A 13,931-nucleotide genomic window follows, 5' to 3' on the forward strand; every position below is an offset into this window, starting at 1 on the left:
GGTTTAAAAGTCGACGCGCGCCACGCGCAGGAGTGCGGCTGTTTCGAAAAGAGGCAGGCCCATGATACCCGAATAGGACCCTTCAATCCGTTCGATAAACGCTGCCGCGCGTCCCTGAACGCCATACGCACCGGCCTTTCCGAGCGGTTCGCCAGTGGCGGCGTAGCGTTGCAGTGCAGCACGGTCGACCGCGGCGAAGCGCACGAGCGAACGCGACAGGACGGGCTGGAGCATCCCGCCTTCGGAATCGACGACGGCGAGCGCCGTCAACACTTCGTGATCACGCCCGGACAGCCGTTCGAGCATTGCGACGGCATGGGCGGCATCGTCCGGTTTGCCCATGATGGCGCCATCGAGCGTGACGGTTGTATCGGCAACAAGGATGGGCGAAGGCGCGTGCTCGCCCTTTACGCGCCGAGCATATGCAGCCTGTGCCTTCGCCGCGCATACGCGCAGGACGTAGGCATCGGCGGCTTCGCCGGGAAGCTCGGCTTCGAGCGCTTCGGCGTCTTCATCAGGAAGGGGGAGGAGCAGTTCGCACTTGACGCCGAGTTGCTGCAACAACTCCCGGCGCCTGGGACTTTGCGACGCAAGATAAACAAACGCAAACGTGGTCGATGACATTGAGGCAATCCTCGAAGCGCACGCGTTGGCGGTTCCGCGCCTTCGATGACCCGTTGCCGTTCACGCGCGATGATATGGGTGGTTCTGCGTGATGCTCCACGCACGATAAAGCTGCTCGGCCAGGAGCACGCGGACCATGCCGTGCGGCAGCGTAAGACTCGACACACGCAGTAATACGTCGGCGCGCGCCTTGATGTGCGGATCGAGACCGTCGGCACCGCCGATCACGAAGGCCACGTCGCGGCCATCTTGTTGCCAGTCGGGAAGGGCGCCGGCGAGTTGCATCGTGGTCCAGTCGCGGCCGCGTTCATCGAGCGCGACAAGACGCGCATTTTTCGGCAACGCTGCTTCGATGCGCACACGTTCAGCCGCCATGACGCTCTCGGCGTTACGGCCCGACGAGCGCTGTTCAGGCTTGATCTCGCGCAACTCCACGCGCAACTCGGGCGGCATGCGTTTCGCATATTCGTCAAAGCCGGTTGAGATCCAGTCGGGCATCTTGTGGCCGACCGCGAGGATATGAAGTTTCATGGCAGCGTGAGGCGCACGAAGCGTCCGCCTTCAGGTAAAGCGGTACGTTCGCACTGAACCTGAAGCTCAGCGACGCGTGGTCTTGCGCGCGGGCTTGGCCGCCGGTTCGTCTTCCTCGTCTTCTTCGTCCGCGGTCACACGCGCGCCGCCGAAACCGCCTGCGCTTTGCAGCTTCACGCGCACGGGTTTGTCGCCCCAGACTTCTTCGAGGTTGTAGTACTGGCGCAGCGCCGGTTGCAGGATATGGACGACGGCGTCACCGCAATCGACCAGCACCCATTCGCCGATTTCCTCGCCCTCGGTGCTGATGACGTCGCCGCCCAGCTCCTTGACCTTTTCGCGCACGCTGTTCGCAAGCGCCTTGGTCTGACGATTCGACGTGCCGCTCGCCACGATCACACGGTCGAAGAGGGCGGTCAGGTGAGTGGTGTTGAACACCTTGATGTCCTGCGCCTTGACGTCTTCGAGACCGTCGATGATCGCGCGTTGAAGCTTTTGAATTTCCATATTTTTACCGATGGTACAAGTGGTGTTGAACAATATAGTCCCATACGGCGGACGGAACATTACTCTCGGCAGCAATCCCGCCTGCCGCGTGCGTTTTGAGGCGTTCGCCCGACTGCTCGCGGATTTCGGTGGCGGATACTTCGAGCGCCAGCGCCGAGTCGATCAACAGGTGCCCGTGCGGCGTGGACCGGAGCACATCCGCGCTCGCGCTGCGGGCCGCAATTTCCTCGGCAACAGCGGGTGAAACCGTCGATACATCGAAACCCGCGCGTGTTTCCACGCATACGTGCGCAAATTCGAACAGCCGTTTCCAGTCGCGCCAAGAATCCAGATGCACGAGCTGGTCGGCGCCGATCAGCAACGCCAGCGACGCATCCGCGCCTTCCCGCTCGCGCCAGCGCGCGAGCGTCTCCACGGTATAGGTCGGGCCATCGTGATCGATTTCGTCGGTCGCGACGGTGATCTTCAAACCGTCGATGTGCAGCGCTTGCGCCGCTGCGCGAGTCATTGCGAGCCGGTGATGCGCCGGAGTCACGTCTTTTTTCTGCCACGGTTGGCCTGCCGGCAGAAATACGAGTTCGGTCAGGTCCAGCAACTCGGCGAAACGCCGCGCGAGCGCCATGTGAGCGTTATGTATCGGGTCGAACGTGCCGCCCAGCAAGCCGACGCGGTGAACGCAAGGAAGATTGGGTTTCAGTGGACGGTCCTCTTTGGGGACGGAATGCAACGGGTACAGCGCCGGTTTCTCATGTTTCCGTGGCTATTTAAACCCACTCTCGCGCGACAAGGAAATCGGAATAAAGCCGCGCTTCGGGCGTGCCGGTTTCCGGTTTCCAGTTGTATCGCCATGAAACGGCCGGTGGCATCGACATCAGGATGGACTCCGTGCGCCCGCCGCTTTGCAACCCGAACAGCGTGCCCCGGTCGAATACCAGGTTGAATTCAACGTAGCGGCCTCGCCGATAGGCCTGGAATTCCCGCTCGGCTTCGCCATACGGCGTATTGCGCCTGCGTTCGATGATCGGCACGTAGGCGTTGAGAAAGCTGTCGCCGACGCTGCGCATCATCGCGAACGATTCGTCGAAACCGGGTTCCGAGAAATCGTCGAAAAAAATCCCGCCGATACCGCGCGGCTCGTTGCGATGCTTGAGATAAAAATACTCGTCGCACCATTTCTTGAAACGCGGGTATAAATCCGCGCCGTACGGCGCAAGCGCGTCACGGCACACGCCGTGGAAATGCTGCGCGTCTTCCTCATAACCGTAATACGGCGTCAGGTCCATTCCGCCGCCGAACCAGAAGAGCGGCGCCTCGCCGGCTTTCGTGGCGATCAGCAGGCGCACGTTCATATGCACGGTCGGGCAGTGCGGATTGCGCGGATGCATGACCAACGATACGCCCATTGCCTCGAAACCGCGGCCGGCCAGTTGAGGACGCGCGGCACTCGCCGATGGCGGCAGGGAGTCGCCCGCGACATCCGAAAAGCCAATGCCGCCGCGCTCGAAAAACTGCCCGCCTTCGAGAATCCGGGTACTCCCGCCGCCGCGCAGCCGCTCCGCAGGCCCACGCTGCCATGAATCGACGGCAAATTCGGCGCCATCGAACCTGCCGAGCGTATCTGCGATCTGCTTTTGCAAACCGGTGAGATAGGTGCGGACAGCGTGTACGTCGTAGGTCGAATCGGTCATCGTGCTGCGTGCTTTCTGGTGTGCGGGAAAGGCGGACAAGGAGGCGGTCTGCCGCCATTCGGCGCGTTTCGTCTAAAAACGCACTGCCGGACGCGAAGGTCCGGCAGTGCTGTACTTGAATGCGGTGTCGAATCAGCTTTGTCGATCCGACGCCTTTCGATTGAGCGCCCGATACCCAATGTCCCGCCGATACTGCATGCCGTCGAACGCGATCTGGTTGATCGTATCGTAGACGACGGATTGCGCGCCGCGAACCGAATCCGACAGACCCACTACACACAGGACGCGGCCGCCGGACGTGGTCAGCTTGCCGTTTTCCAGCGTGGTGCCGGCATGGAACGTCACTGCTTCCGGCGTTTCTGCAGGTATGCCGTTGATCCGGTCGCCCTTGCGCGGCGTGTCCGGGTAGTTGTGAGCGGCGAGCACCACGCCAAGCGCGGTACGCCGGTCCCATTCGATCTCGGCCGTGGCAAGCGTGCCCGCGATCGCCAGTTCAACCACCTTCGAGAAATCACCCTTCAGGCGCGCCATGATCGGCTGCGTTTCCGGATCTCCCATGCGGCAATTGAATTCGAGCGTCTTCGGATTGCCCTGCGCGTCGATCATCAGGCCGGCATACAGGAAGCCCGTGTAGCGGATGCCTTCCTGCTCCATGCCGCGCACTGTCGGCAGGATGATTTCGCGCATCACGCGCGCATGCAGTTGCGGCGTGACGATCGGGGCAGGTGAATACGCACCCATGCCGCCGGTGTTCGGGCCCTTGTCGCCATCGAGCAGGCGCTTGTGGTCCTGGCTCGACGCCAGCGCCAGCACATGCTTGCCATCCACCATGACGATAAAGCTGGCTTCCTCGCCGTCCAGGAACTCCTCGATCACCACGCGTGCACCGGCGTCGCCCAGCTTGTTGTCGGCGAGCATGGAGTCGACGGCTGCATGCGCCTCTTCCAGGCTTGTCGCGACAACCACGCCTTTACCGGCAGCCAGGCCGTCGGCCTTGATGACAATGGGCGCGCCCTTCGTGTCGAGATAAGCGTGTGCCGCACCGATGTCCGTGAACGTTTCATACTCGGCCGTGGGAATGGCATGGCGTTTCATGAACGCCTTGGCAAAGTCCTTCGAGCTTTCGAGTTGCGCCGCTTCTTTGGTCGGACCAAAAATCTTCAGGCCACGCGAGCGGAACAAGTTCACGATGCCTGCCGCCAGCGGACCCTCGGGACCCACTACGGTCAGCGCGATCTGCTCATTTTCTGCGAAATCGGCCAGCGCGGCCGGATCCGTGATGTCGACATTCAGCAGACGTTCGTCCTGAGCCGTGCCGCCGTTACCCGGCGCGACATAAACCATCTGCACGCGCGGCGACTGCGCGAGCTTCCACGCGAGCGCATGTTCGCGACCGCCCGAACCGACGACGAGTAACTTCATTTAAACCTCGAAGACCTTAAGAAATTCGTGGCGGCTGGCAGCGCAAACCGGTGAGTTCTTCCTGAACCGGTTCACCGCGCCTCCGCAGTTTTGCTTTGCTGCATTCCGGCTGACTGTCAGTGGCCGCAGGGATCATGAGAGAGAGAAGAGGGCTCGCGCCGATAACGGCTGCGTCACACGACTTCGCGTCTTTAAACCCGGCCGTCAAAAGCCGTTTGCGGCTTGTTTCTCTGCAGACCCGGAACGGCTGCTGAACGCGCATGCACCAATCGGGCCAGAAATGCTTTGGGTTCTCGACTTCGCCTGCTGCAATTTCCAGCGCGTGAAAGACAAGCCCCTTACCAACCCGCGTTTACTCTTCGTCGATTGTTGCGTTGGTATAAACCTCTTGCACGTCGTCAAGATTTTCCAGCGCATCGAGCAATTTCTGCATTTTCGCGGCGTCTTCGCCCGTGAATTCGACTTCAGTCTGCGGTTTCATGATCACTTCGGCGACTTCAGCCTTGAAGCCGGCAGCTTCCAGCGCGTCCTTTACCTTTTGGAAGTCGTTGGCCGGACACACCACTTCCATGCTGCCATCGTCGTTCGTCACCACGTCGTCCGCGCCCGCTTCGAGCGCCGCTTCCATCAGCTTGTCTTCCGGCGTGCCGGGTGCGTACAGGAACTGGCCGACGTGGTCGAACATGAACGCGACCGATCCGTCCGTGCCCATGTTGCCGCCGAACTTCGAGAACGCGTGGCGCACTTCCGCGACCGTGCGGGTCCGGTTGTCCGTCATGGTGTCCACGATGATCGCCGCGCCGCCAATGCCATAGCCCTCGTAGCGGATTTCTTCGTAGGTCGCGCCGTCCACGCCGCCCACCCCGCGCTGGATCGCGCGGTTGATGTTGTCCTTGGGCATGTTGGCGTCGTACGCCTTCTCGACGGAGAGCCGCAGGCGCGGATTGGTGTCGATCTCTCCGCCACCCATGCGCGCTGCAACCTGAATTTCCTTGATAAGACGCGTCCAGACCTTGCCGCGCTTGGCGTCGGTGGCCGCTTTCTTATGCTTGATGTTGGCCCATTTTGAATGACCCGCCATACCTTTCTCCATCGCGCCCGAGCTGTTCTCGCACGCCTGTGTGTCAATGTCGCCGCCTTATGCAGCTTTGTGCAGCTTTCTTTCAGCTTCCCTGCGCAGCGTTTTTCGCCAGCTGGCATGTATGTTCCCGCTGCTTACATGACGGGGCCTGCCGGGCGCGAAAAAACCGCGGCAAGGCTGCCTCAATGCTGCATCAACGCATTTGGCGGACCCGAATTTTATCATGGCGCGCCCGTCCGGCAGGCATTGGCCTTATGGCGGCGACGCGATGAGCCGTAGGTTCGCCGGGCTTTCCGTCAGTTCTTGGTGCCGAACAGCCGGTCGCCGGCGTCCCCCAGGCCCGGGACAATGTATGCGTGCTCGTTCAAATGGGAATCGAGCGAGGCGACGTAAAGCTTCACGTCAGGGTGGGCATCGGAGAAAACCTTCACGCCTTCAGGCGCCGCGACCAGCGCGACGAAGATGATGTTTTCACCCAGCACCTTGCGCCGTTTCATGACGTCGACCGCGTGCACGGCCGAATAGCCGGTCGCGAGCATGGGGTCGCACAAGATGAACACGCGCTCCTCGAGATCCGGGGGCAGGCGCACGAGATACTCGACCGGCCGGTGATCTTCCGCCCGATACACCCCGATGTGCCCCACGCGTGCCGACGGAATCAGGTCCAGCAGCCCGTCCGACATGCCGATGCCGGCGCGCAGCACGGGCACGATGGCGAGCTTCTTGCCCGCAATGACAGGTGCGTCGATGGTAACGAGCGGTGTCTCGACACGCTTCGTGGTCAGCGTCAGGTTGCGCGTGATCTCGTAACCCATCAGCAGCGTGATTTCGCGCAGCAATTCGCGGAATGTACGGGTGGACGTGTCCTTGTCCCGCATGTGAGTCAGCTTGTGCTGGATCAGCGGGTGGTTGAGGATGAAAAGATTCGGAAAGCGGCTGTCCTGGTTCATGGTGTTCGCGCGGTTGCCGCGGCATTAAATGTGGTTTCGGGTCATGCTTGTGACGCAGATTGTCGGTGCGGCTGCTTTCAAACCGCGCGTGCAGGGCGGTTTCAATTGCTGAGCTTGGGCAGTGCCGCCAGTTTACCCAAATTAGGGGCGCTGAAAGTGGAGATTGCGGGCGACAGGCCATCCGGTCTATTGCACGGCCGACGTCCGATCCCTCATTCTTCTAGAATTGCATCATGCGATCCAATGCATGATTGCGAGCCGGGATCCGGCCGACATTCGAAATTCCGCTTGGACCGGTGCAAACCTGTCAAAGCGCGGGCAACTAGCGGACAACTACAAAGGGACAGCAATGGACATGGGAATCAAGGGGCGCACGGCGCTCGTATGTGCGGCCAGCAAGGGTTTGGGGCGCGGCTGCGCGGAAGCGTTGGCCGCCGAAGGCGTCAACCTCGTGATCGTGGCGCGCACGGCGGTGCCGCTGGAAGCCACGGCGGAGCACATTCGAGTGACCTATGGCGTGAACGTGACGGCGGTCGCCTGCGACATCACCTCGCCGGAGGGGCACGCGGCGGCGCTGGCCGCTTGTCCGGCGCCCGACATTCTCGTGAATAACGCCGGTGGTCCGCCGCCGGGCGACTTCCGCCAGTTTTCCCGCGATGACTGGATCAAGGCGCTCGACTCGAACATGCTCACGCCTATCGAGCTGATCAAGCAGACGCTCGACGGCATGATCGAACGGGGTTTCGGGCGGATCGTGAACATCACGAGTTCGTCGGTGAAGGCGCCTATCGACGTGCTGGGCTTGTCGAACGGCGCGCGTTCGGGGCTGACGGGGTTTATCGCGGGATTGTCGCGCAAGGTGGCGGCAAGCGGCGTGACCATCAACAACCTGCTGCCAGGTTCCTTCGACACCGACCGCCTCGTCACCACGTTCGCGGCCGACGCGAAGGCGAACAACATCAGCGTGGAAGAAGCCAAGAAGCGCCGCATGAGCAAGTTGCCTGCCGGCCGCTTCGGCTCGCCGGAAGAGTTCGGCAAGGCGTGCGCTTATTTGTGCAGCGTGCATGCGGGGTACATCACGGGACAAAACCTGCTGATCGACGGCGGCGCGTATCCGGGCACTTACTGACGTATCGATGTATTGAAGTATCGGCACCGAACCCATAACAACCCATGACAGAGAGACATTCGATGAACCCACGCGTCGCGCTGATCGCGCACGACATGAAAAAGGATGACATCGTGGCGCTGGCCGGCGAGTTCGCGGCGACGCTCGCGCAGTGCCGGCTGCTGGCAACGGGCACGACCGGCGCGCGTATCGCGGCAGCTCACGGACTGGAGGTGGAGCGCAAGTTGTCCGGGCCGTTTGGCGGCGACCTGCAGATTGGCGCTGAACTGGCGGAGGGCCGCGTCGACCTGGTGATCTTCCTGCGCGACCCCATGACGCCACAGCCGCACGAGCCGGACATCAACGCTTTGGTTCGCGCCTGCGACGTCCATAACGTCGCGTGCGCCACGAACCTCGCAACGGCGCGCATGATTCTCGACGACTTGAAGCTGCGACTGGGCAGGGCCGCTTAGATAGGGCCGCTAAACCAGGCTTGGCGTTGCGTTTGCTGGTCATTGGACGCGCAAGCGCCCTCAACACGGAGACAACGGTGACAAAAGCAATTCGATTCGAAAAAACGGGCGGCCCCGAAGTATTGAAATGGGTCGATGTGGAAGTGGGCGCGCCGGGCAAGGGCGAGATCCGCGTGAAGCATCACGCGGTGGGCCTGAACTATATCGACGTGTATTTCCGAACCGGGCTTTATCCGATGCCGTTGCCGGGTGGCATCGGCATGGAAGCGGCGGGCGAGGTCACCGCAGTGGGTGAGGGCGTGACCGGGTTCAAGGTCGGTGACCGGGTGGCCTATGCGTCGCGGCCGCCGGGCGCCTATGCCGAGGAACGCGTCATGTCGACGCAATATGTGGTGAGCCTGCCCGACGCCATCAGCTACGAGGACGCTGCCTCCGTGATGCTGCAGGGTCTGACCGCGCAGTACCTGTTGCGCAGGACCTATCGTGTGAAGGCGGGCGACACTGTACTGATTCACGCCGCCGCGGGCGGAGTTGGCATGCTTGCCTGCCAGTGGGCGAAGGCGCTCGGTGCGACCGTGATCGGCACGGTCGGATCGGACGAAAAAGCAGCGCTCGCCAAGGCGCATGGCTGCGATCATCCGATCGTCTATACGCGGGAGGATTTTACCAAGCGTGTGCGTGAAATCACGAATGGCGCGGGCGTTCCCGTGGTCTACGATTCGATCGGCAAGGACACGTATACGGCGTCGCTGGATTGCCTCGCGCCGCTCGGCATGTTCGTGAGCTTCGGCAATACGTCGGGTCCGTTGCCGCCGATCGACTCATCGGAATTCGCCGGGCGCGGGTCGCTTTATTTCACGCGCCCGACGTTGTTCAGTTATATCGCCAAGCGCAGCGATCTCGAGCAGATGGCCGCTGAGCTCTTCGATGTATTGACGACGGGGCAGGTCAAGACGAGCGTGCGCCAGCGTTATCCGCTCTCGGAAGCGGCAAGGGCTCACGAGGATCTCGAAGCACGCCGGACGACCGGGTCGACGATCCTGCAGCCTTGAGCGAATGAGACGGCGCGGCGCTGACCGGGTGTGGACGGTGCTGGCGCCGCGCTCTTTCTTTACACAATTTTTATGCTCGCGCATCGACCTTTGATCCGGTCTTTATGCCAACGCGCTTAATGTTCGAGCCATCGCAGGCTATGCAGACGTCTTAGGCCAAACGGCGGAGGATACAAGTCAGCCCCAGTTAAGCATACTGGGACAGTCGCATACCGACGCGCCGGGTCTTCGCGTCGATATGCTCGTCCCCGCCAGGCATGCGACCGCTCCTGAACACTGAAAAATGAATCGCCCGAACCCAGACGAGCTGCTGGACAAGCTGCAAAGAGAAGAAGAAAAGCGTCATCGCGGACGGCTGAAGATATTTTTTGGCGCATCGGCCGGCGTGGGGAAGACCTACGCCATGCTGCTTGCCGCGCGGCGGCGCAAGGAGCAGGGCGACGATGTGGTTATCGGCATCGTGGAAACGCATGGCCGGACCGAGACCGCCGCGCTCACCGAGGACCTGGAACACCTGCCGCTTGCGCAGATCGCGTACCGCGGCCATTCGCTGCAGGACTTCGATCTCGACACCGCCCTGCTGCGCCATCCGCAACTGATTCTGGTCGATGAACTCGCGCATTCCAACGTCCCCGGCGCGCGTCATCTGAAACGCTGGCAGGACGTGCATGAGCTGCTCGACGCGGGTATCGATGTCTACACCACCGTCAACGTCCAGCATCTGGAAAGCCTGAATGACATCGTCGGCCAGATCACGCAGATCCGCGTGTTCGAGACGGTTCCTGACCGCGTGCTGGATCAGGCCGACGAAGTGACGCTCGTGGACCTTCCGCCCGAAGAGCTGCTGGAACGGCTGCGTGACGGCAAGGTGTACATGCCGCAGCAGGCAGAACATGCCGTGCGCAATTTCTTCCGCAAGGGCAATCTGATCGCGCTACGGGAACTGGCGCTGCGGCGCACGGCAGATCGCGTCGATGCCCAGATGCGTGAGTATCGGGCGGACCGGTCTATCGAGCGCATCTGGCAGGCGCGTGAACGGCTGGTGGTCTGCATCGGTCCCGGGCCGGAAGCGCCTACACTCGTGCGCGCAGCGGCACGGCTCGCTGCCAGTCTGCGTTCCGACTGGATCGCGGTGTACGTCGAAACACCGCGCTTGCAAAAACTGTCCGATGCCCGTCGCGAACGCACCCTCGCCGCGCTGAAGCTCGCGGCCGAACTCGGCGCGGAGACGGTTACGCTGGCTGGCGCGGATGCCGTCGCTACGCTGATTGGTTATGCGCAGGCTCGCAATGCATCGAAGCTTGTTGCAGGAGCGTCGGCGCGACGTGGTTTTGATCGCTGGCTAAAACGGCCGTTTGGTGAGCGGCTGGCGGAGCGCGCAGGGGACCTCGACCTTACGCTGATTCGCGCACGCGAAGGTGAGAAGAACCCAGCGCTGACGCAGAAAGACAAAGCTGGCGGAGGTGAATGGCGAGACACGTTGGGCGCTGCCCGCGAGCAACGCTCGGCGCCGCGTGGCTACCTGTACGCCGTCGCCATCTGCGCAGTCATCACGGTGCTTGCCAGCCAGATTCGTGACCGCTTCGATCTCACCAATCTCGTGATGCTATATCTGGTCGGCGTGATCTATACGGCGGCGCGAATCGGGCGCGGTCCGGGCGTGCTTCTGTCGTTTCTGAGCGTAGCCGCCTTCGACTTCTTTTTTGTGCCGCCGCGCATGTCGTTGTCGGTCACGGACACGCAATATCTGCTGACCTTTACCGGCATGTTGTTGACTTCGCTGGTGATCAGTCACCTGACGTCGAGTCTGCGGCGCGAAGCACGCGTTGCATCTAAACGCGAACGCCGCACGGGCGCCATGTATGCCATGGCGGGTGAACTCGGCGCGGCGCTCGCGACCGAGCAGATCGTGGGTATCGGCATGCGTCATGTCAGCGAAGTGTTTCGCGCAAAAGTCGCCATCTTGCTCCCCGATTCCGCCGATAAAGTCCGCCAGAAACTTGACCCTTCGGAACCTTCGGCCACAGCCTTGTTACTCGAGGAAAGTGCGCTTGATCTCGATGTCGGCCAATGGGTCTACGACCAGCAAAAGCCGGCCGGGCGAGGGACCGATACGTTGCCGGCCGCCGCAGCGCTTTATTTGCCGCTGAAGGCGCCAATGCGAACGCGTGGCGTGCTCGCGGTGATGACGCACGACGCCAGTGAACTCGAGGTGCCCGAGCAGAAGCGCATGCTCGATGCGTTCGCCGCGCAGATCGCGCTTGCGCTGGAACGCGTGCATTACGTGGACATCGCCCGTGATGCGCTTGTCAGCATGGAGTCCGAACGTCTTCGGAACTCGCTGCTGTCCGCAATCTCGCACGATCTGCGCACGCCGCTTACAACTATCGTCGGATTTGCATCCATGCTGGCGCAAGCCCATGGCGACGCCCGTTCGCCGGCAAATGTCGAGTTGATCTCGGCGATTCACGACGAATCGCTGCGCATGACGAGTATCGTGACAAACCTGCTCGATATGGCTCGGCTGCAAGCCGGTGGCTTGCGCCTGAACCTGCAATGGTCGTTGCTCGAAGAAACGGTCGGGGCCGCGTTGCGCGCGTGTCGCCGAGTGCTGGATGGCCGTACGGTCGACGTCCGCTTGCCGGCCGACCTGCCGTTCCTGCAACTCGATGCCGTGCTGATGGAACGGCTCTTCTCGAATCTGCTGGAGAACGCTGCCAAGTACACGCCGACAGGCTCGAAACTCGTGATCGGCGCGCAGAACGTCAGCGCGGGTGGAAAGCCCTTTGTGCGTGTGTACATAGACGATAACGGGCCCGGTCTTCCCGCGAACATGGAAGACCGCGTCTTCGAGAAATTCACGCGTGGGGAGAAGGAGTCGGCAAAGCCGGGTATTGGCCTCGGGCTCTCGATCTGCCGCGCGATCGTGGAGGCCCACGGTGGTACGATCGGCGCTGACAATCGCCTGAGCGCGACCGCTCGAGAAACGCAAATAGAAGGCGCGCGCTTCTGGTTCACGCTGCCGGTCGAGCCCGCGCCGCCCGTCCCTTCTCTCTTCGATGAAGTCGAACAGGACTTCGCCGATTTCCCTCAGTCCGACCCGAAAAGCGCATGAGCGAACCTACTGTCACCGTCGTGCTGATCGAGGACGAAAAGCAGATTCGCCGCTTCGTGCGTGCGTCGCTCGAGGCCGAAGGCATCACCGTGCACGAAGCGGAAACGGGCAAGCAAGGCCTGGTGGAAGCGGCCACGCGCAAGCCCGATCTGCTGATCGTGGATCTTGGTTTGCCGGATACGGATGGTCTCGATGTGATACGCGAGCTGCGGAGCTGGACGGAGCTGCCGGTGATCGTTTTATCGGCGCGTACGCAAGAGGAAGAAAAGGTCGCCGCGCTCGATGCTGGCGCGGACGATTACCTGACCAAGCCCTTCGGCGTATCGGAATTGATGGCGCGGATTCGCGCGCATTTGCGCCGGCGCAACCAGGCGGCATCGAGTGAATCGCCGTTGGTGAAATTCGGCGAAGTGTCCATCGATCTCGGCCTGCGTCAGGTGACCCGTGCAGGCGCGGCCGTGCATCTCACGCCGATCGAATACAGGCTGCTTTCCACGCTCGTGCGGCATGCGGGCCGGGTGTTGACGCATCGTCAGTTGTTGCGCGAAGTGTGGGGGCCTTCACATGTGGAAAGCCACCACTATTTGCGCATCTACATGGCGCATCTACGGCAGAAGCTCGAACGCGACGCCGCCCAGCCCGAGCACATCGTGACTGAGACGGGCGTGGGCTACCGGCTGGTCGGCGCGGTCTGAACGGTGTCGAGCGCCACGTCTATGGGCGTGTCGCCACCGACAAAACCGATCACCTCGTCGCGCACGCCGCGGGTAATGCACGCCACTGTCACGCGCGCCACGTCGTCGCGTGACACCTGCAACGTACTGGCGTTGCGATCGGTTGCGAGCGCGATCGTGCCCCGGCCGGTTTCATCGGATAGCGCCCCCGGACGCAAGATGACATACGGTACGCCGCTTGCCTGCACGTAATCGTCGGCTTCGCGTTTCATCTTCGAGTAGTGCTTGAGTTGGAGCGTGCTTGATTCCGGCCAATACGCCGAGATCGCGCTGATCACCACGAGTTGCTGCGTGCGGCGGCGTTTGGCGTAGTCGGCCGTGCGTTGAACGGCGTCGCGGTCGATCGCGCGTTCCTCGTTCACGCCTTCGCTTTCCGCCGATCCCGCCGCGTAAACGACGTGCGTGACGTCATCGAAGGCATGGGAGAAATCGTGCGTCAGATCGCCCAGCACGATTTGCGCGCCGAGCGCCGCGAACTCACCGCGTTGCGTCGATTTGCGCAGCAGTACCTTGAAAGGAAGAGATGCGGCACGCAGTTGCCGGGCAACGTGACGCCCGGTGCGGCCATTTGCGCCGATGAGCAGGACTTTCATCGCTGAAACGCTCCTTCTATTGGTGGGCAGACGGAAACGTTAAGCCATTTTGG

General features: G+C 62.0%; 14 protein-coding genes. 5 read left to right on the forward strand and 9 right to left on the reverse strand.

All coding sequences use genetic code 11. The features are described from left to right. Positions 1 to 3: 3 nt before the first annotated feature. The 8 genes from AXG89_RS11070 to upp form a co-directional block, all read right to left on the reverse strand. Entirely contained in the window at positions 4 to 624 is a 621-nt protein-coding gene (locus AXG89_RS11070; protein WP_082771396.1) for a Maf family protein, read from the reverse strand. A 60-nt stretch (positions 625 to 684) separates the two neighbouring features. Continuing rightward, the gene (gene rlmH / locus AXG89_RS11075) at positions 685 to 1,155 is read right to left on the reverse strand and encodes a 23S rRNA (pseudouridine(1915)-N(3))-methyltransferase RlmH (RefSeq protein WP_062169693.1); all 471 of its coding nucleotides are present in this window, start codon (positions 1,153 to 1,155) and stop codon (positions 685 to 687) included. A gap of 66 nt (positions 1,156 to 1,221) precedes the next feature. Next, a complete protein-coding gene (rsfS, locus tag AXG89_RS11080; RefSeq protein ID WP_061998996.1) occupies positions 1,222 to 1,662 on the reverse strand; it encodes a ribosome silencing factor in 441 nt (146 codons plus the stop codon). A gap of 4 nt (positions 1,663 to 1,666) precedes the next feature. Further along, positions 1,667 to 2,389 (reverse strand): nicotinate-nucleotide adenylyltransferase, encoded by a 723-nt coding sequence (locus AXG89_RS11085; protein WP_082771397.1) that lies wholly within the window; start codon positions 2,387 to 2,389, stop codon positions 1,667 to 1,669. A gap of 37 nt (positions 2,390 to 2,426) precedes the next feature. Continuing rightward, positions 2,427 to 3,350 carry an oxygen-dependent coproporphyrinogen oxidase gene (gene hemF / locus AXG89_RS11090; protein ID WP_062169695.1) on the reverse strand — a complete coding sequence of 308 codons (924 nt, stop codon included), beginning with the start codon at positions 3,348 to 3,350 and terminating at the stop codon, positions 2,427 to 2,429. 132 nt (positions 3,351 to 3,482) lie between these two features. Continuing rightward, the gene (gene purD, locus AXG89_RS11095) at positions 3,483 to 4,772 is read right to left on the reverse strand and encodes a phosphoribosylamine--glycine ligase (RefSeq protein ID WP_061998998.1); all 1,290 of its coding nucleotides are present in this window, start codon (positions 4,770 to 4,772) and stop codon (positions 3,483 to 3,485) included. 352 nt (positions 4,773 to 5,124) lie between these two features. Continuing rightward, a complete protein-coding gene (locus AXG89_RS11100) occupies positions 5,125 to 5,853 on the reverse strand; it encodes a YebC/PmpR family DNA-binding transcriptional regulator (protein ID WP_062000783.1) in 729 nt (242 codons plus the stop codon). Between the two features lie 296 nt (positions 5,854 to 6,149). After that, positions 6,150 to 6,803, reverse strand: a complete 654-nt coding sequence (gene upp, locus AXG89_RS11105) for a uracil phosphoribosyltransferase (protein ID WP_056352410.1) — start codon at positions 6,801 to 6,803, stop codon at positions 6,150 to 6,152. 349 nt (positions 6,804 to 7,152) lie between these two features. Here upp and AXG89_RS11110 point away from each other — a divergent pair, with 349 nt between their 5' ends. The 5 genes from AXG89_RS11110 to kdpE all read left to right on the forward strand — a co-directional run bounded on the left by AXG89_RS11110 (position 7,153) and on the right by kdpE (position 13,246). Beyond that, positions 7,153 to 7,932: an SDR family oxidoreductase gene (locus AXG89_RS11110; RefSeq protein WP_062000784.1), complete on the forward strand. Its 780-nt coding sequence runs from the start codon at positions 7,153 to 7,155 to the stop codon at positions 7,930 to 7,932. Positions 7,933 to 7,994: 62 nt separating this feature from the next. Further along, complete coding sequence (locus AXG89_RS11115; RefSeq protein WP_062000785.1) at positions 7,995 to 8,384, forward strand: methylglyoxal synthase; 390 nt, start codon at positions 7,995 to 7,997, stop codon at positions 8,382 to 8,384. 77 nt (positions 8,385 to 8,461) lie between these two features. Then, a complete protein-coding gene (locus AXG89_RS11120) occupies positions 8,462 to 9,436 on the forward strand; it encodes a quinone oxidoreductase family protein (protein ID WP_062000786.1) in 975 nt (324 codons plus the stop codon). A 283-nt stretch (positions 9,437 to 9,719) separates the two neighbouring features. Beyond that, positions 9,720 to 12,551, forward strand: coding sequence for a sensor histidine kinase (locus AXG89_RS11125; protein ID WP_062169697.1), 2,832 nt, complete (start codon positions 9,720 to 9,722; stop codon positions 12,549 to 12,551). Next, positions 12,548 to 13,246: a two-component system response regulator KdpE gene (kdpE, locus tag AXG89_RS11130; protein ID WP_061999002.1), complete on the forward strand. Its 699-nt coding sequence runs from the start codon at positions 12,548 to 12,550 to the stop codon at positions 13,244 to 13,246. Before AXG89_RS11125 ends, kdpE begins: the two co-directional genes overlap by 4 nt. Here kdpE and AXG89_RS11135 read toward each other — a convergent pair. Next, a complete protein-coding gene (locus tag AXG89_RS11135; protein WP_062169699.1) occupies positions 13,222 to 13,878 on the reverse strand; it encodes an SDR family oxidoreductase in 657 nt (218 codons plus the stop codon). The two genes, kdpE and AXG89_RS11135, sit on opposite strands and share 25 nt — an antisense overlap. Between the last annotated feature and the right edge of the window lie 53 nt (positions 13,879 to 13,931).

The sequence above is a fragment of the Burkholderia sp. PAMC 26561 genome (assembly GCF_001557535.2).
In the GTDB taxonomy this organism is placed as follows: Bacteria; Pseudomonadota; Gammaproteobacteria; order Burkholderiales; family Burkholderiaceae; genus Caballeronia.